Genomic DNA, 18,204 nt, shown 5'->3' with positions numbered 1-18,204 from the left:
TCGACCCACGGACAACCCTTGATAACGGGTTATCGACGTATTCAGGACGGGCTTTAGCGGCGAGGCTGCTTTCCGTCGGCCGCTGCGCGGGTCCCTGGATTTACGCCGTGCCCTTTGCTGGCACGCCCGCTCCAGCGAGCAGGCCCTTGGCCTCTACCGCAGGCCCAGGCGCTTGGCCAGGCGGCTGAGGTTGGCCCTGTCCAAGCCTAGCTCACGGGCGGCACTGGCCCAGTTGTGCTGGTGCCGTTCAAGGCAGGCGTTGATCAGTTGGCGTTGATAGTGTTCGGTAGCCTGGCGCAGATCGCCGTTGGTGAGGGCCAGAGGCGCGCTTTCAAGGGCTTGCTCGGGCACGGCAGGCGCCTTTTCGCTGACCCGCGGCAGGTCCAGGTCCGTTGCATCCAGGCTGAGGATCTTCGGCCGTTCACGGCAGTTGCCCAAGGCCTTGAGGGCGCTGCGGCCGATCAAGTGCTCCAGTTCGCGGACGTTGCCCGGCCAGTTGTAGGCAAGCAGCGCCTGTTGCGCATCGGCGCTCAGGCGCAGGCTGCCCAGGCCCATGCGCGAGCGGTTCTGTTCCAGGAAGTAGCCGCTGAGCAGTAGCACGTCCCGGCCCCGGTCCCGCAGGGCCGGCACCCGCAGTGGATACACGCTGAGGCGATGGTAGAAGTCGGCGCGATAACGACCGTTGCGCACCTCTTCTGCCAGATCGCGGTTGGTGGCGGCGATCAGGCGTACGTCCACCTGATGTTCCTTGTCCGAGCCCAGGCGTTGCAATTGGCCGCTTTGCAGCACCCGCAGCAGCTTGGCTTGTACCGTCAGCGACAGTTCACCGACTTCATCGAGAAACAGGGTGCCGCCATTGGCCAGCTCGAATTTCCCCCGGCGATCCTGGGTGGCCCCGGTAAAGGCGCCGCGCACATGGCCGAACAGCTCGCTCTCCACCAGGGTTTCGGGCAAGGCCGCGCAGTTGAGGCTGATGATCGGTTGCTCCGCCCGGGGCGAGGCCGCGTGAATGGCTTGGGCCACCAACTCCTTGCCAACGCCGGTTTCCCCGGTGATCAGCACGGTCAGGTCGCTGCCGCCAACCAGATTGATCTCTTCCAGCAAGCGTTTGTGGGCCTTGCTCTGGCCGATCATCTCGCGGTTCTGCCCGCTGGCCTGGCGGAAGACTTCGGCCCGTTGATGCTCGTTTTCGGCGCGCAGTGCCAGGCGCTCGATGCGCTCGGCAGCGCTGACCGTGGCGGCAGCCAGGCTGGCGAAGGCTTGCAGGGCGTCCAGCTCGATAGGCTCGAAGCGCTGCGGGTCGAGGGCGTCGAGGGTCAGCAGGCCCCAGGGGCGTTCATCGACGAACAGCGGACAGCCCATGCAGTCATGGACTTCCAGGTGGTCGTCGAGACCTTCCACCAGGCCGTCATAGGGATCGGGCAGTTCACTGTCGCTGGCAAAACGGGTCGGTCCCGGGCTGCTGAGCAGGGCGGCAAAGCGCGGGTGCTCGCTGACCTTGAAGCGCCGGCCCAGGGTATCGGTACTCAGGCCGTTGACCGCCAGCGGCACCAGCCATTCGCCATCCAGGCGCAGCAGCGCGGCGGCATCGCAGGGCAGCAGGGCTCGCAGGGCCTCCAGCAGGCGGCGATATCGTTCGCCCTCAGGCAGTTCCCGAGACAGGTCGGTCACCAGTGGCAGTAGGGTCGTGAGTAGGGATTTTGCAGTCATAAGGACTCCGCGTTGTCTTAATGACTATAAAGGTCGGCGTGTCTTTATGACTATTTATATTTTAAGTTATTGATTTATAAAGATTTAAATTCTGGCATGGAAACTGATTAGTTAAGGGCAACCTGCAAGCAGTCAAAAAGTCCAGGAGTTGTCCCTATGCTAAGCGTTCAAGATCGCGCCATCATCAAATCCACTGTGCCCCTGCTGGAAAGCGGTGGCGAAGCCCTGATTACCCATTTCTACCGGATGATGCTGTCCGAGTACCCCCAGGTGCGTCCGCTGTTCAACCAGGCCCACCAGGCCAGCGGTGATCAGCCCCGGGCCCTGGCCAATGGCGTACTGATGTATGCCCGGCATATCGACCAGTTGGACCAACTGGGGGACCTGGTGGCCAAGATCATCAACAAGCATGTGGCCCTGCAGATCCTGCCGGAGCATTACCCCATAGTTGGCGCCTGCCTGTTGCGGGCCATTTCCGAGGTGCTGGGCAGCGAGATCGCCACTCCCGACGTGATCAATGCCTGGGGCGCGGCCTACAACCAGTTGGCGGATATCCTGATTGGCGCCGAGGCGGCCATCTACGACGAGAAGGCCCAGGCACCCGGCGGCTGGCGGGGCGCGCGGGAATTCACATTGGTGGATAAGGTCCAGGAGAGCGCGGAAATCACCTCCTTCTATTTCGAGCCATTGGACCGGGGGCCGATCCTCGCCGCCGAGCCTGGGCAGTACATTGGCTTGCAGCTCTTCATCGAGGGCGAGGAAGTACGGCGCAATTATTCCCTGTCGGCGCTTACCAGCCAGGGCCAGTACCGCATCAGCGTCAAGCGCGAGGCCGGAGGCGTGGCGTCCAACTACCTGCATGACCAGTGCCCAGTGGGCGCGCGCATCATGCTGTTTCCGCCGGCGGGTGAGTTCACCCTGGAGGCCAGCGACAAGCCCCTGGTGCTGATCAGTGGCGGGGTTGGTATCACCCCGACCCTGCCGATGCTGGAGGCCGCGTTGGCGACCGAGCGCCCGGTGCATTTCATCCACTGTGCACGCAATGGCCAGGTGCATGCGTTTCGCCACTGGGTCGACGAATTGGCGCAACGTTATCCACAGCTCAAGCGTTTCTACTGCTACGCCGAAGACGACGGCATCAGCCCAGCAGCAGACAAACTGGGGCTGCTGACCCGGGAGCAGTTGGCCGACTGGTTGCCGGAGCAGCGTGATCTGGATGCCTATTTCCTCGGGCCCAAGGGCTTCATGGCGGCCATCAAGCGCCATCTCAAGGCCCTGGGCATTCCCGAGCAACAAAGTCGCTACGAGTTCTTCGGCCCGGCGGCGGCCCTGGAATAACCCTCGCGACTCCTGCACAAGCCAGCCCTGCAATGGGGCTGGCTTGTTAATCCTTGCTTAACCTGCCTGTCGTTAATTCCCCACGATGCTGGGATGGCGCTGCCATGCCGGCCCTTTCATTGTGCGTCCCCCAGGCCCGTAAACCTTGGGTATTGCCTGCGATGCAATGCATTCAAAGGTCATGATCAGCGTGTAGACTTCCGGGCACCCGATGGCAATCAGATCAACTTCGCAATTCAACCGTGGGCTGCCGTGAGCAGCACAGGTGGCCCGGTTGGACAGACAACAGAAAAAAGGAAAAGGGATGAGTGACGACAGACTGCGTTTGGGACGTGAACGGCGCTTCCTGGTGCTGCTGGGGGTTATCTGCCTGGCGTTGATCGGCGGTGCCCTGTACATGCAGGTGGTATTGGGCGAGGCGCCTTGCCCTCTGTGCATCTTGCAGCGCTACGCCTTGCTGCTGATTGCACTGTTCGCCTTCATTGGCGCGGCCCTGAGTTCGCGGCGTGGCATCACCATCATGGAGACGCTGGTGGTGATCAGTGCCATCGCCGGCGCGGGAGTGGCCGGGCACCATGTGTACACCCAGTTCTATCCAGCAGTGAGCTGTGGCATTGACGTGCTGCAGCCGATTGTCGACAGCCTGCCTTTGGCGACGATCTTTCCCCTGGGCTTTCAGGTAGACGGCTTCTGCTCCACGCCGTATCCGCCGATCCTTGGGCTGTCCCTGGCCCAGTGGGCACTGTTGGCGTTCGTGCTGACGGTGATCCTGGTGCCCCTGGGCGTGGTGCGCAATCGCAAGAAAACCTACTGATTCACCCGGAAAAGCCCCGGTCCCTCAACAGGGGCCGGGGCTTTTTCATGTCCTTCATCCAGCAGTTGAAAAGTCCGTGATTTGCGGCAAGTGAGGGTGCGGCAAAAGTGCGACATGTTGTCACACTGTCGCGGCCGCAGGCGGGCGGTCGGGGGCTGCCAACAGACTGCATTCCGGGCAACTGGTTCCATACAAGTCTGTCAGTTTATGTAAGCCGCGTTGTTGGGGAAAACCCATAGCCTGCTATCTATACAATTCTTCACAGACCCCGTTTTACAAGGGGTGAAGCCATATGAAAGGCGGCTTTCAGGGGTGGGTAGAGGTCCGGCGGCGGGGCTTTTTCAAGTCCTTTTTGGGGGTTTTTGTTGATAATGAAAATCGTTATGATTGCGATCCTTTGCAACAATCGTGAGCGATTGTTGCGCCCAGCGATAAAAATTATTTCGGGATAAGACATGGTTTATAAAACGCGACATATCTACAATCGCCCGCACTGAATTTCCGACGCTGCTCATCCCTGAGCACACGAGGACGGTCGAGGGGCGGATTGAGCGCTCCATGCGACTGCGGGTGTCGGCGCCTTCCAAACTTCCGCACCAAATGGAATTGGTCTGTAACAAGGCCTTTGACCACGAGATCGAATAAGAACCACTGCTAGCCCGGGATGTGTCGTTGAGCGTTTAACGCAACGGGCAGGCCCTTATTCCATTGAAGAAAAATGCCAACCCTTGGCAGGGTGAAGTGTTGGCGATCAAAACCCAACTGCATTGCGCAAGCTGCTTTAGAGGTCGTGAGATGAGTAAAAACAGGTACCCCAGATTACTAGGCTTATTGCCGCTGCTCGGCATGTTGATGCTGGGAGGCTGCAAATGGACCTTGCTCGATCCTAAGGGTCAGGTCGGTCTGGATGAACGAAACCTGATCATCACGGCAACCATCCTGATGCTGCTGGTGGTTGTGCCGGTCATCATCATGACCTTCGCCTTCGCCTGGAAATACCGCGCCTCGAACACGGACGCGACCTACGCGCCGAAGTGGTCCCACTCCACCAAGATCGAAATCGCCGTATGGCTGGTTCCGGTGCTGATCATCATTGCCCTGGGTTATGTCACCTACAAGTCGACCCACGCCCTGGACCCGTACCGTCCGCTGGAGTCCGACGTCAAGCCGGTGACCATCGAAGTGGTCGCCATGGACTGGAAGTGGCTGTTCATCTACCCCGAGCAAGGCATCGCCACCGTCAACAAGATCGTGTTCCCGGCCCATACCCCGGTGAACTTCCGCGTGACCTCCGACACCGTGATGAACTCGTTCTTCATCCCGGGCCTGGGCGGCCAGATCTACGCGATGGCGGGCATGACCACCAAGCTGCACCTGATTGCCAACCAGAACACCGAACTTGAAGGTATCTCCGCCAACTACAGCGGCGCGGGTTTTACCGGCATGAAATTCAAAGCGATCGCAACCAGTCAGGAAGATTTCGACGCCTGGGTAAACGAAGTCAAGAAGGCACCTAAACAGCTGGACACCGCTGAATACGAAGCCCTTTCCAAGGCGAGCCAGAACAATCCTGTAGAACTCTACTCCGCGTACGCGCCGAACCTGTTCCAGACCATCATCGACAAGTATGAAGGCATGAAACCGGGCCAGCCGCTCAAGCACGAGAAGAAAGAAAAGGAAGTGGCTGCAACCGAAGGGATGGACGTGAGTTCGCATTCAGCTGCCGGGGCAGAGGAGTAAACGATGTTTGGTAAATTAAGTCTGGAAGCGATTCCGTTCCACGAGCCGATTGTCATGGTGACCATTGCCATGATCGCGCTCGGCGGCGTGGCGCTGTTCGCGGCAATCACCTACTTCAAGAAGTGGACCTACCTGTGGACCGAGTGGCTGACGTCCGTCGACCACAAGAAAATCGGTGTGATGTACATCATCGTCGCCATGGTCATGCTGCTGCGTGGCTTCGCCGACGCCATCATGATGCGTACCCAGCTGGCCATGGCCACCGAGGGTTCGCCTGGCTACCTGCCACCTGAACACTATGACCAGATCTTCACCGCCCACGGTGTGATCATGATCATCTTCATGGCGATGCCATTCTTCACCGGCCTGATGAACCTGGTCGTGCCGCTGCAGATCGGCGCGCGTGACGTGGCCTATCCGTTCCTCAACTCCCTGAGCTTCTGGCTGCTGGTATCGGGCGTGGTGCTGATCAACCTGTCCCTGGGCGTTGGCGAATTCGCCAAGACCGGCTGGGTTGCCTATCCGCCGCTGTCGGGCCTGCAATACAGTCCGGGCGTGGGTGTCGACTACTACATCTGGGCGCTACAGCTATCAGGGCTGGGGACAACGCTGACGGGGGTCAACTTCCTGGCCACCGTGCTGAAAATGCGTACCCCGGGCATGAAGATGATGGACATGCCGATCTTCACCTGGACCTGCACCTGGGCCAACGTGCTGATCGTGGCTTCGTTCCCGATCCTCACCGCTACCCTGGCACTGCTGACGCTTGACCGTTACATGGATTTCCACATTTTCACCAATGAACTTGGTGGCAATCCAATGATGTACGTGAACCTGTTCTGGGCCTGGGGTCACCCCGAGGTGTACATCCTGATCTTGCCAGCGTTCGGTATCTTCTCCGAAGTCATCTCGACCTTCTCGGGCAAGCGCCTGTTCGGCCACCACTCGATGATCTACGCCTCCGGCGCGATCTCGATCCTGGGCTTCATGGTCTGGCTGCACCACTTCTTCACCATGGGTTCGGGGGCCAGCGTCAACGCCTTCTTCGGCCTGGCCACCATGCTGATCTCGATCCCGACGGGGGTGAAGCTATTCAACTGGCTGTTCACCATCTACCACGGCCGTCTGCGCATCACCAGCCAGGTTCTGTGGACCCTGGGCTTCATGGTGACCTTCGCCATCGGCGGCATGACCGGCGTACTGCTGGCCATCCCGGGTGCGGACTTCGTCCTGCACAACAGCCTGTTCGTGATCGCTCACTTCCACAACGTGATCATCGGCGGCGCGGTATTCGGCTACATCGCCGGCTTCAGCTTCTACTTCCCGAAAGCCTTCGGCTTCAAGCTGCATGAAGGTTGGGGCAAGGCTGCCTTCTGGTTCTGGATCTCGGGCTTCTTCGTCGCATTCATGCCGCTCTATGCACTGGGCTTCATGGGCATGACCCGTCGTCTGAACGCCACCACCAACCCTGAGTGGGTGCCATACCTGTACGTGGCCATGGTGGGTGCACTGATGATCGCTGTGGGTATCGCCTGCCAGCTGATCCAGCTGTACGTCAGCGTGCGTGACCGCAAGCAGAACATGTGTGTGTCCGGCGACCCATGGAACGCCCACACCCTGGAATGGTCGACCTCGTCGCCACCGCCGTTCTACAACTTCGCGGTACTGCCCAAAGCCGACGGCATCGACCCGTTCACCGAAGCCAAGGAAGACGGTACCGCCTACGCGAAGCCAAGCCGCTACCAGCCGATCCACATGCCCAACAACACCGCTACCGGTGTGGTCATGGGGGCCCTGCTGACCGTGTTCGGTTTCGCCATGATCTGGCACATCTGGTGGCTGGCCATCGCAAGCCTGGCCGGCACCGTGATCTATTTCGCGATCCACGCTGCCCGTGATGATCAAGGCTACATGGTGCCGGTCGAGACGATCGAACGCATCGAAGCCGAGCAGCACAAGCGTCTGGTATCGGAGAACAAGATCCCGGCTACCCGTGTTGAAACCTCGTTGGAACAGGCTTAATCCATGTCGAACTTAGTGACCAATGCTGGACACGCCCATGTCGATGACCATGGGCACGATGACCATCACCACGACTCGGGCGAGATGACCGTATTCGGTTTCTGGCTCTACCTGATGACCGACTGCATTCTGTTTGCGTCGATCTTCGCGGTATACGCGGTACTGGTTAACAACGTAGCGGGTGGCCCGTCGGGCCACGACATCTTCGAACTGCCTTACGTACTGGGCGAAACCGCTCTGCTGCTGTTCAGTTCGATCACCTACGGCTTCGCCATGCTGGCGTTCTTCCGGGGCAACAAGAAGCAGGTACTGGGCTGGCTGGCCATGACCTTCCTGTTCGGCCTGGGCTTCATCGGCATGGAGATCAACGAGTTCCACCTGCTGATCTCCGAAGGCTACGGCCCTAGCCGTTCCGGCTTCCTGTCCGGGTTCTTCACCCTGGTCGGCACCCACGGTCTGCACGTGACCAGCGGTCTGATCTGGATGGCGATCATGATGTATCAGGTGCAGAAAAACGGCCTGACGGCGACCAACAAGACCCGTCTGAGCTGCCTGAGCCTGTTCTGGCACTTCCTGGACGTGGTGTGGATCTGCGTATTCACCGTTGTTTACCTGATGGGGACTATGTAAATGGCCAACACACACTCCCACGACGAAGCCGGTCACGGCAGCGTCAAGTCCTACGCCATCGGCTTCATCCTGTCGGTCATCCTGACACTGATCCCGTTCGGCCTGGTGATGTACCCGTCGCTGCCTAAAGACGTGACCCTGTGGATCGTCCTGGCGTTCGCGGTCATCCAGGTGATCGTTCACCTGGTGTACTTCCTCCATCTGGACCGTTCCGCGGCGCAGCGTAACAACGTCATCGCGTTTATCTTCGCGGCGCTGGTCATTGTTCTGCTGGTTGGTCTGTCGTTGTGGATCATGTTCAGCATCCACACCGTCATGATGGCCAAGTGAGGTAAACCCGATGTCGCTCAAGCACTTTATCCAAATCACCAAACCGGGGATCATTTTCGGTAACGTGCTTTCTGTGGCAGGCGGGTTTTTCCTGGCCTCGAAAGGGCATGTCGATCTGGCCATTTTCCTGGCCGCCATGATCGGCACCTCGCTGGTGGTAGCGTCCGGTTGCGTGTTCAACAACTGCATCGACCGTGACATCGACCTGAAGATGGAGCGCACCAAGAACCGGGTGCTGGTCCAGGGCCTGATTTCCCTGGAAGCGGCCCTGGTCTATGCCTCCCTCCTCGGGGTCGCTGGCGTCGCCCTGCTGTACTACGTGGCCAATCCGTTGGCCGCGTTGTTCGCGGTAATCGGCTTTGTCATCTACGTCGGTCTCTACAGCCTGTACCTCAAGCGCAAGTCGGTTCACGGCACGCTGGTGGGCAGTCTGTCCGGGGCCATGCCGCCGGTGATCGGCTATGTGGCCGTGAGCAACAGCTTCGACATGGCCGCGCTGACCCTGCTGGTGATGTTCAGCCTGTGGCAGATGCCGCATTCCTACGCCATCGCGATCTTCCGCTTCAACGATTACCTGGCCGCATCGATTCCGGTGCTGCCGGTAAAACGTGGGATTCGCGTGGCCAAGAAGCACATCCTGCTCTACATCCTGGCGTTCCTGGTGGCGACCCTGATGCTGACCTTCAGCGGTTACGCCGGCATGAGCTACCTGGCGGTAGCGGCGGCGATGGGCATGTACTGGCTGTACATGGCCTGGACCGGCTACAAGGCGGTGGATGACACCGTGTGGGCGCGCAAGCTGTTCGTGTTCTCGATCTTCACCATCACCGCGCTGAGCGTGATGATGTCGGTGGATTTCAAGGCCCCGACCGAGCTGTTGCTGACCTACGCACACTAAGCTGTCCAGGCCACAGAAAAGCCCCGCCTTCGAGAGAAGCGCGGGGTTTTTTTTGGCCGCGTCGTTACATCATTTAAAGTTTTTCGGCCCAGTACGATCCCCGGGCTGGGTAAAATTGCCGGTTCGTTGATTAAGCCTGAGTGGATGTCATGCAAAGCCGTATTGAAATGAACGACTCCAAGGCGCGCTACGGCGCGGTCAGTCGTGGGTTGCACTGGGCCATGGCGCTGGCCTTTGCCTGGATCTATTGCTCGACCGCCGCCCATTACCTGCTGGAGGATTCGGCATTGGACAAGTTCCTCTGGCCGACCCACAAGCAAGTCGGGCTGCTATTGATGGGGCTGTTGCTGGTGCGGCTGCTCTGGAGCCTGCTGAACCGCCATCGTCGGCCGCCGAGCCTGAACCTGGCCGCGCGTCTGGGGCATGGGCTGCTGTATGCCGGCATGTTCGCCATCCCGTTTCTCGGCCTGCTGCGCCAATACGGTTCCGGGCGAGCGTTTTCCGCCTTCGGGCTGCCGGTGATGAGCGGTTTCGAAGGGCCGAAGATCCAGTGGATGACCGACCTGGGCAACAGCTTCCACAGCCTGCTGGGCTGGACCTTGCTGGTACTGATCGTGGGCCATGTAGCGGCGGTGATCCTGCATTGCGTCAAAGGCCAGGGGCATGTCCTGCGGCGCATGGCGGGTAGCACGACCTCGGCTTGATTGATCGTCCGAGCAGAGAAAACCCCGCCTTCGAGAGACGGGCGGGGTTGTTTATCCAGAGCCCGCCATTGGGCTGTTCAAACCATATAAATGACTCAACCTTTGCAGGAAGCAGAATGATGAAAAAAATAGCCGTTGTCGTTTTTAGTGGCGGGCAGGATTCAACAACCTGTTTGATCCATGCACTGCCGGCTTATGACGAAGTGCACTGTATTACGTTTGACTATGGTCAGCGTCATCACGCGGAAATCGAAACGGCACAGAGACTGTCCAAACAATTAGGAGCGACAGTCCACAAGGTACTGGACGCTTCGTTGTTGAATGAGCTGGCGATCAGTAGCCTCACTCGGGACAATATTCCCGTTCCGACGGTAAACAGTTCCGGTGAAAGCTTGCCGAGCACTTTTGTGCCAGGAAGAAACATTCTATTTTTAACGTTGGCTTCTATATATGCCTATCAAGTAAAGGCTGAGACTGTCATTACCGGGGTGTGTGAGACAGACTTTTCCGGTTATCCCGATTGTCGGGACGAGTTCGTGAAAGCCTTGAATAAGGCCCTTGAATTAGGAATGGAGTACCGGCTGCTTCTTGAAACCCCGTTGATGTGGCTAAACAAGGCAGAGACTTGGGCGCTGGCGGACTACCACAACTGTTTGGATCTGATTCGCGAGCAAACACTGACTTGCTATAACGGTGTCATCGGAAGTGGCTGTGCTAATTGTGATGCTTGCAACCTTCGTGCAAGAGGCTTGAGCAGTTACTTGGAGAATAAAGCTGAAGTGATGAATAGCTTGAAAAGCAAAATGGCTCTGAAATAATTTATAAGTGCTGACTCGCCATTGCTATTCAATACTGCACCTGTCTTTGAAACAGGTGAGTATTGAATTCAATGGCTTTCGCCTATTGTATGTCTATTTTCCTACCTGGTTATCTGTGACGTATCTCTTGAATAGTGATCGCGCACCATAGGCAGGTAGAATGTTGAAAAAAGCAAAGCATACTTTGATCGCGATCTGGACATAAATCATGCTCAGAATATCGTTGTTCTGCATTGCTCCATAAAAAGCAATGAAGCAGAACAGGAAGCTGTCGATGATTACTGCAAACAAGGTGCTCAGGAATATACGCAGGAAGAGGAATCTAGAGTTTGTCAGTTCCTTTATCTTGCATAGTAAGTATGAGTTTACGTTTTCAGAAACAAGGAAAGAAACGGAGGAAGCAATCAATACGGAAGTCACCTGAATGATGACGTCGTTATAAGGTTTGTCGAGTTTCCAGTCGGGCAGTCCAGGGAGAAAAGTCGAAGCATAAAGAAGGATGATGATCATTGCGTTGCTTGCAAAAGCAAAGAAAATGGCTTTTCTTGCAAGTCTGAGTCCGAAGTTTTCGTTTAGCAGGTCAACGATCAAAAATGTCAGGGGATAAAGAAAGGTGCCGGGAGTGATGATGATATTGAGCGACTCCAGATAAATTGGCTTTGTCGCAGCAATACTGGTGAAAATATAGAATGTAAAGAGTAGTAGGTTCAGGATGATATAAATCATCCATGAGTTTTCGTGGCGGTCATTCAGGTCGTAGGCAGTAAGTGCTCCTCCTTGGGAATAGAATTTTTTATACAGGTTTCTGATTTCCATTTTGTTCAGATTGTCCATTATTTCACTGTTCAATACTTCGTTCAGCTTTATTCTGATGACTTTGCCTGTGGCGATAATCATAATCACAGCTAGATTCTTGTTGTTTTCAAAGCCTAGTAATTTATATTTGCTGTTCTCGATTTCACTTTCAAATGCTGTCATTGAATCGCTCCTCGATGATGTCTCCCACGATGCACATATCATCTGAGCTGGAGTACGGAGTGTTTACGATGAACAGTTTCTTTGTCAGCCTGTCGTAAACGAGTTTTTCCTTGTCGTCTGTCGATGACCCTTTTTGCACGATCAAAAGGTCGCCAGGTTCATTCATGTCACGTATTTCATTCTCAAGCAGTACCGCTATCAAGTTGTGAGATGTGCCGAAATAATAGGTCAGCGGATAAAGCGTGGCTAGTTCGCCGATGCGTCTATCGAGATTGGCGATCAGCAGACTTTCCTTGATGATTGGCACAGCGGCGGGATTCATGTTGCCTTGAGGTGAGATGCTGCTTTCGATGATCTCCTTTTCTTCAAAGTCGATGGTTTCTATTTCTTCGTAGGAAACACCGAAGAAGTCGGAAATCTTTCGAATGGTGGATTGCTGTACATTAGTAACCTTGCCTTCCAGTATGTTGTATATGGTCGTTCTGGTCAGGCCACTAGCGTTGCACAAAGATAATTGCGTTTCGCCGCGACTTTTTATCAAGTATTTGATATTGCTCTTCAAATACTCTGTTCTTTCTCTTCTGTGCATCAAATGCTCACCATTTCCTTATAGTCGTCAGGCATCGAGACGTTTATAGAAGTTATGCCGTATATGGCTCTCGGCATGTGTTATGCCAAGCGCTGGGCTACTGCAGCGAAAGTGGGCAGGTTAGTTTTTGATATTTACCAATTCGCTACTACTCCTTTAGTCAGCGTGCATCCGTCCTGGGTTGCTCTGCTGTTGGTATGTGGGGCGATCAAATCGTGGGAGAAATCACGATTCGTAAGGGCGCCGCGGTGGGTAAGTGTTACATGCGTCAGTCCGGGGAATAAAGCCCCAAAAAACCGTGGCCTGGCTCCTCGTTGCTGGGTATTGAGCAACAGTACAGGGCTGATGTTTTTATCTGGGCAGAAAAGCAGCATTTAATTTGGAAAATGTTTAATTCTTTGATTAATTTTGTTGCGCCTTATAGAGTCTGACGTCGAGGCTTGGATAAGCCCGATGCAGGCAAACGAACGTGATATCCAGGAAGCGTGCTGTCGTTCGTGGCGCGCAACATACAAGGAAGGGACACAGAACAATGGCAGCTGACACTGAACCACTCAGGACCCAGGCCGACCTGCTGCGACGTGGCTTGGCCGATCTGCGCGCTGAAGACACGGAGCTGGCAAGCATCCTGGACGCGGAAGTCACGCGCCAACACCGCACACTGTCTTTGGTTTCATCTTCCTGCGCGGCCGGCCCCCGGAGCTTGGCGGCATCAGCCTCTGCGCTGGTCAACGTCACAGTCGAGGGCGCTCCCGGCCGGCGTCATTATAGTGGGTGTGAGAACGTCGATCGGGTTGAGGCTCTGGCGATCCGACGCGCTCGGGAGCTGTTCTCTGCCCAATACGCCTGCGTGCAATCACACTCGGCCTCGAATGCCATTTACCAGGTGCTGACGGCGCTGGCCGAGCCGGGGGATACGATCCTGGGCATGGCCCTCGAACAGGGTGGGCACCTTGCACATGGCCGAGTGGAAGCCTTCACGGAGGCCAACTACAAGGCTATTCGCTACGGCACCACATCCCAGGGGGATATCGATTACGCAGAAGTGCGCCAACTGGCGATGGCCCATCGTCCGCGGATCATCATTTGCGGGGCGACGGCCCATTCTCGGGTCGTGGACTTTCAGCGCTTTCGCGCCATTGCCGATGAGGCCGGGGCCATCGTGCTTGCCGATATTTCCCATATCGCCGGGCTGGTGGCCACAGGGCGCCATCCGAGCCCGATCGATGCCGCGCACGTCACAATCACCTGCACCCACAAGCAGCTCGCCGGCCCGCGTGGAGGTCTGATTCTTTCCGGTCGTGATGCAGACACCAAAGTGCCTGGCCTGAGGTCGAGTTTTCGCCGGGTTCTCGAACAAGCGGTTTCCCCCGGCATGCAAGGCGCGCCTGCGGTCAACGTGATTGCCGCCAAGGCGGCCGCGCTGGGCTATGCGATGTCCCCGCCGTTTGATGCCTACATGGGGCGGATTCGCGCCACGGCGGATGAAATGGCCTGCGCGTTCATGGCGCGGGACTACGAGGTTGTGGGAGGAGGGACGGAAAATCACACGATCCTGCTGCGCTTGCGTGGCGGCATCAGCGGCTCCATCGCCGAATCGGCGCTGGAGAAGTGTGGAATCATCGTCAGCAAAAAACGCGGTCCGAGGGAAAACCGATCATCATTTGCCGCCAATGGCTTGTGTATCGGCACCGGCTCCATCGCCCAGCGCTACGTGGACGCCCAAGGGTGTTGCCAGATCGTCGACCTGGTGTGCCGGATACTCGATCAGGTGCAGCCCCACGGCGAGCAGAAATACACCCTGGAGCCCGTATTGCAGGAGCAGTTCCGGCAACAGACCGAAGCGTTGTGCGCGATGTACCCGATCCGTGAGTACGGGGATCGCTGAAAACAAAAAGCCCCGACTTCACACGCAAGTACGGGGCTTTTTTTTGGCTGCTCGGGGCGGGCTGATGCCTTCGCGAGCAAGCTCGCTCCTACAGGGCCGGGTTACAGCTGTTGCTGCGCGCTGTAGCCTTCGAATGCGGTCTGTTGCTGGATCGCGGTGACGATGTTCTTGCGGGTCGCTTGCTGCTCGTTGCCGTTCTTGTCGAGGAACATTTCGCTTTCCAGCTCTGCCTCATCGCCTTCGCCGACAAAGCTGAAACCGAGGAATTCGAAGGCTTCACGGTCGACGTTGGCCTTGGAGCGCGGGCGCATCGGCAGGGTGACGCTGATGCCGTCCTTGCTGATGGCGAACACTTCCATTTCCTTCTTCGGCCGCGCCTTGCTCTTGCCACCGCTGGGGTTGCTGATGGCCTGGTGCGTCTGGTTCAGCACTTTCAGGGCCAGGCCGTAGACCAGTTCCTGGAAGTCCGGGTCGTCCTTGTAGCTGGAGAGAATCCGGCTGATGGGGAATTTCTTGCTCAGGTCTTCCAGGGCGGCCAGGTCGGCGGCCTCGGCGTCTTTGAGCTGCTTGAGCTGGCCCATGAGTTCATAGGCGGTGTCGTCGTCAAAGCGGTCGTGGGCCTGGCGAATCGCAGCACGCAGTTCGCGAATCTGGTCACTTTCTTTCGAGCTGTGGAAGGCGTCGAGCACCATCTCGCTGATGGTCTTGGCCTGGGACACGTGCTGGGAAAGATGAATGGCGTTTTCGTATTCGGCCTTGTTGGACAGGGCGATCACGGATTCTTCGGTGTTGGAATCAGGCATTGAACATCCACTACTTGGTTTAACAGGTTTGAGGCGCGAAAGGCCCGGGGGGCATTTTCGGGGGCGCCTAATCTATTGGACCCGGCCCCTAATGTCACGGACCAAGCGACGGCCCGGCAGCCGCGCCTCATCAGACCGGCCGCCTCGCCACAGATTCCCTGTCGTTCAAAGCACTTGTGTATCGCTGACCCCAGCCTCCAGTTCCTGACGCAGATCGCTGCCCCGGCGGGCGATGAACACCAACTGCGCGGCATGCTCGGTGGGCTGCCCTGTGGCCAGGGTGAACTGACTGCGGTTGCCCACATGCTGCAACCAGTAGGGTTGTTCATTGCCTTCCAGGCGCACCAGGCCCTTGAGGCGCAGCAGGTCGGCGGGCAGGCGCGCCAGCCAGTCGCGCAAAGCCTTGGGCTGCAGCGGTCGCGAGCTTTTCCACACCCAGCTTTCGAACAATTCGTCGTGGGCCTGGGGCAGGGCCTTGAACAGCACTTCGGTGGAACGCACCGGCGGCGTCAGCAGCAACTCCGCCGGCAGCTCGGCTTGCACCGTATCGAACACCGGGGCGCGGTGGCCGAGGCTGGCGCGAATGCTCTGCAACTGCTCGGCGCTCACCAGGTCGGCCTTGTTCAGCAGCACCCAGTCGGCGCAGGCCACCTGGGCCCGGGACAGCCGGGCCATTTCCCCTTCCAGGTCCTGGTAGCCGCTGGCGTCCACCAGGGTGATCACCGCGTCCAGGTGCAGGCGGTTGCGCAATTGCGGGTAGCCGATGGTCTGCACGATACGCTGCGGGTCGGAGACGCCGCTGCACTCGATGACGATTCGCTCCAGGGCCGGGCGCAGCTTGGACAGGCTCACCAGTTGCGCCAGCAGGTCCTCTTGCACGGTGCAGCAGATGCAGCCGTTCTGCAGGCTGTACACCGCGTCGGTGACCTCGGCGATGATCGCCGCATCGATGTTCAGCTCGCCGAAATCATTGACGATCACCGCCAGCCGGCCGCTGTCGGCGCGCTGCACCATGCGGTTGAGCAGGGTGGTCTTGCCGGCGCCGAGAAAGCCTGCAACCACGGTGACCGGAATGCTCGGGGTGCTGTTCATTATTCCTTGCCCTCGATCACCGGCGGCAGGCCTTCCCACACTGCCTGCAACGGCGTGTCGCTGAAGATGCCCTGGCGGTCGTAGACCAGTTGCCCTTCGACGAAGGTCAGTTGCACCTGGGTGTGGTGGATGTAGTTGCGCGCGTCCTGGGCGAACAGGTTGCGGTCGAGGACGATCAGGTCCGCCGACTTGCCAGCCTCCAGGCTGCCGGTCAGGTGTTCCAGGCCCATGGCGTGGGCGCCGTTGAGGGTCGCCACTTGCAGGGCCTGCTCCAGGCTGATGGGGTCGCCGAAGGTGTCGGGTTCCTGGTTCCACGGGTTCTGCCGGGTGACCATGGTTTCCAGGGCCAGCCACGGGTCGATGGACGCCACCGGCCAGTCGGTGCCGAACACCGCGATGCCGCCGGCCGCCAGCACGCCCTTGAAGTCATAGATGCGCTTGAGGCGCTCCTGGCCGTAGCCGGAACGCGCACCGCTGGCGAATGGCGTCGGGTACCAGGCCGCCGGGGAGAACTCGGCAATCACGTCCAGGCTCTGGAAGCGCTTGAGGTTGCCCGGGTGCAGCAGGGTGCTGTGGGCACATTGGTGACGGATGCCGCTGTTGCCGTTGCGCCGCCGGGCTTCGGCCACGGCGTCGAGGAACACGTCGGAGGCGCCGTCGCCGGTGCAGTGGGCGATCACCCGCAGGCCGCGCTTGTCCATGTCCACCACCATGTCGGTGATGTGTTCCGGGGTCAGGTTGAGCTTGCCGCGCCAGCTCGACTCTTCCGGCCAGGGGGTCAGCAGGTAGGACGACTTGGGCTCCACGGTGCCGTCGAAATGGAACTTCACCGCGTTGGCATTCAGGCGGGCGCTGCGATAGAAATGCCGCTCGCCGCTGAGCAGCTCCCAGCGCCGACGCACCGGGAAGATATCGTCCTGCCAGCTGATGGCCGCCTCCACCCGCAGGGTCAGCTCACCGGCATCGTCCAGTTCCTTGAGGGCCTGCAGGCGGTTCTCGCAGACGTGCACGTACTTGGTGGCGGTGACCCCGCGAGAGGTCTGGAAGTGCACGCCATCACGGTAGGCGCGGCGCAGTACCGACACCGGAGTCGGCGGCATGGCGGCGTGGATCAGGGCGTAGGCGCCGTCGATCAGCAGGCCATTGGGTTCGCCGGTCAGTTCATCGCGCTCCAGGTAGCCGTTGCGCGGGTCGCTGGTGTGGCGGTCGATACCGGCCAGTTCCAGGGCTTTGGAGTTGACCATCATGGTGCCCCACATGCGGTCCAGCAGGGCCACCGGACGGTCCGGCATGACGCTGTCGAGCCACTCGCGGCCCGGGATCAGGCCGGCTTCGCGGAAGGTGTAGCGCACCCAGTACTGGCCGTAGATCCAGCCATCGCCTGGGTGACTGTCGGCATAGGCGTGGATCGCCGCGGCCAGTTGCTCGGGAGTCGGGTCTTCGATGCCCACGTCCAGATCGTCGGCGTAGCGCGGCGCCAGGGCCAGGTCCGGGTGGGTGTGCATGTCGTGCAGGCCGGGCATGCAGAAGGCCCCATCCAGATCGTGTTGACGGGTGTTGGGCCCGATCAGCGAAGCCAGGGAGGCGAGGCTGCCCACCGCGATCAGCTTGCCCTGGCGGATCGCTACGGCATCGGCCCAGGGCTGGGCCGGATCGAGGGTGTACATCCGGCCGTTGTGCAGCACCAGTTCGGCGTATTGATCGACGGCGCTATGGGTGGAGTTGAATTGGTCGGAAGCGGTCACGGGGTCAACCTCTCAAGCAGGGGGGCCCTTCAAAGGTGGGCAAAAAAGTAAGGCGCAGCATTGTTCTTGTCAGAGGTACGAGGGCCGCGGGGCGGCCCGGGTCAT

The 18,204-nt window shown here is 58.6% G+C and carries 16 protein-coding genes; 10 read left to right on the top strand and 6 right to left on the bottom strand.

What is annotated here, in order from left to right; genetic code table 11:
• Positions 1-153: 153 nt before the first annotated feature.
• Positions 154-1,710 carry a nitric oxide reductase transcriptional regulator NorR gene (gene norR / locus LOY69_RS24455; RefSeq protein ID WP_110596362.1) on the bottom strand — a complete coding sequence of 519 codons (1,557 nt, stop codon included), beginning with the start codon at positions 1,708-1,710 and terminating at the stop codon, positions 154-156.
• Between the two features lie 156 nt (positions 1,711-1,866).
• Between norR and hmpA the strand changes: the two genes are divergently transcribed.
• The 9 genes from hmpA (at position 1,867) to queC (ending at position 11,004) form a co-directional block, all read left to right on the top strand.
• Positions 1,867-3,048 (top strand): NO-inducible flavohemoprotein, encoded by a 1,182-nt coding sequence (gene hmpA / locus LOY69_RS24450; protein ID WP_265073715.1) that lies wholly within the window; start codon positions 1,867-1,869, stop codon positions 3,046-3,048.
• A 304-nt stretch (positions 3,049-3,352) separates the two neighbouring features.
• Positions 3,353-3,862: a disulfide bond formation protein B gene (locus tag LOY69_RS24445; RefSeq protein WP_102880856.1), complete on the top strand. Its 510-nt coding sequence runs from the start codon at positions 3,353-3,355 to the stop codon at positions 3,860-3,862.
• 795 nt (positions 3,863-4,657) lie between these two features.
• The gene (gene cyoA / locus LOY69_RS24440) at positions 4,658-5,602 is read left to right on the top strand and encodes a ubiquinol oxidase subunit II (RefSeq protein ID WP_102860343.1); all 945 of its coding nucleotides are present in this window, start codon (positions 4,658-4,660) and stop codon (positions 5,600-5,602) included.
• Between the two features lie 3 nt (positions 5,603-5,605).
• Positions 5,606-7,624 (top strand): cytochrome o ubiquinol oxidase subunit I, encoded by a 2,019-nt coding sequence (gene cyoB / locus LOY69_RS24435; RefSeq protein ID WP_102860344.1) that lies wholly within the window; start codon positions 5,606-5,608, stop codon positions 7,622-7,624.
• 3 nt (positions 7,625-7,627) lie between these two features.
• Positions 7,628-8,254, top strand: a complete 627-nt coding sequence (locus LOY69_RS24430) for a cytochrome o ubiquinol oxidase subunit III (RefSeq protein WP_011063285.1) — start codon at positions 7,628-7,630, stop codon at positions 8,252-8,254.
• A complete protein-coding gene (cyoD, locus tag LOY69_RS24425) occupies positions 8,255-8,584 on the top strand; it encodes a cytochrome o ubiquinol oxidase subunit IV (protein ID WP_016964601.1) in 330 nt (109 codons plus the stop codon).
• A gap of 10 nt (positions 8,585-8,594) precedes the next feature.
• Positions 8,595-9,482 carry a heme o synthase gene (gene cyoE / locus LOY69_RS24420; protein WP_102880855.1) on the top strand — a complete coding sequence of 296 codons (888 nt, stop codon included), beginning with the start codon at positions 8,595-8,597 and terminating at the stop codon, positions 9,480-9,482.
• A gap of 149 nt (positions 9,483-9,631) precedes the next feature.
• Positions 9,632-10,186 (top strand): cytochrome b, encoded by a 555-nt coding sequence (locus tag LOY69_RS24415; RefSeq protein ID WP_110596365.1) that lies wholly within the window; start codon positions 9,632-9,634, stop codon positions 10,184-10,186.
• Positions 10,187-10,305: 119 nt separating this feature from the next.
• The gene (gene queC, locus LOY69_RS24410; RefSeq protein WP_265073714.1) at positions 10,306-11,004 is read left to right on the top strand and encodes a 7-cyano-7-deazaguanine synthase QueC; all 699 of its coding nucleotides are present in this window, start codon (positions 10,306-10,308) and stop codon (positions 11,002-11,004) included.
• 93 nt (positions 11,005-11,097) lie between these two features.
• On the opposite strand, the gene LOY69_RS24405 is transcribed toward queC, so the two are convergent.
• Both LOY69_RS24405 and LOY69_RS24400 read right to left on the bottom strand, forming a co-directional pair.
• Positions 11,098-11,982: a queuosine precursor transporter gene (locus LOY69_RS24405; protein ID WP_102860348.1), complete on the bottom strand. Its 885-nt coding sequence runs from the start codon at positions 11,980-11,982 to the stop codon at positions 11,098-11,100.
• Complete coding sequence (locus tag LOY69_RS24400; protein ID WP_110596366.1) at positions 11,969-12,571, bottom strand: helix-turn-helix transcriptional regulator; 603 nt, start codon at positions 12,569-12,571, stop codon at positions 11,969-11,971. Before LOY69_RS24400 ends, LOY69_RS24405 begins: the two co-directional genes overlap by 14 nt.
• Positions 12,572-13,103: 532 nt before the next feature.
• On the opposite strand from LOY69_RS24400, the gene glyA reads away from it, so the two are divergent.
• Complete coding sequence (gene glyA, locus LOY69_RS24395; protein ID WP_265073713.1) at positions 13,104-14,459, top strand: serine hydroxymethyltransferase; 1,356 nt, start codon at positions 13,104-13,106, stop codon at positions 14,457-14,459.
• Positions 14,460-14,560: 101 nt separating this feature from the next.
• Here glyA and LOY69_RS24390 read toward each other — a convergent pair whose 3' ends face one another.
• The 3 genes from LOY69_RS24390 to LOY69_RS24380 form a co-directional block, all read right to left on the bottom strand.
• Positions 14,561-15,262: a hypothetical protein gene (locus LOY69_RS24390; protein ID WP_213665915.1), complete on the bottom strand. Its 702-nt coding sequence runs from the start codon at positions 15,260-15,262 to the stop codon at positions 14,561-14,563.
• A gap of 165 nt (positions 15,263-15,427) precedes the next feature.
• Positions 15,428-16,354: a CobW family GTP-binding protein gene (locus tag LOY69_RS24385; protein WP_123394011.1), complete on the bottom strand. Its 927-nt coding sequence runs from the start codon at positions 16,352-16,354 to the stop codon at positions 15,428-15,430.
• Complete coding sequence (locus tag LOY69_RS24380; protein ID WP_213665914.1) at positions 16,354-18,099, bottom strand: amidohydrolase; 1,746 nt, start codon at positions 18,097-18,099, stop codon at positions 16,354-16,356. The genes LOY69_RS24385 and LOY69_RS24380 overlap by 1 nt, the downstream gene beginning before the upstream one ends.
• Positions 18,100-18,204 lie beyond the last annotated feature (105 nt).

Origin of the sequence: Pseudomonas sp. B21-059, from assembly GCF_026016285.1 — a bacterium.
In the GTDB taxonomy this organism is placed as follows: domain Bacteria; phylum Pseudomonadota; class Gammaproteobacteria; order Pseudomonadales; family Pseudomonadaceae; genus Aquipseudomonas; species Aquipseudomonas danubii.
This window is presented reverse-complemented; position numbering and strand designations above follow the sequence as displayed.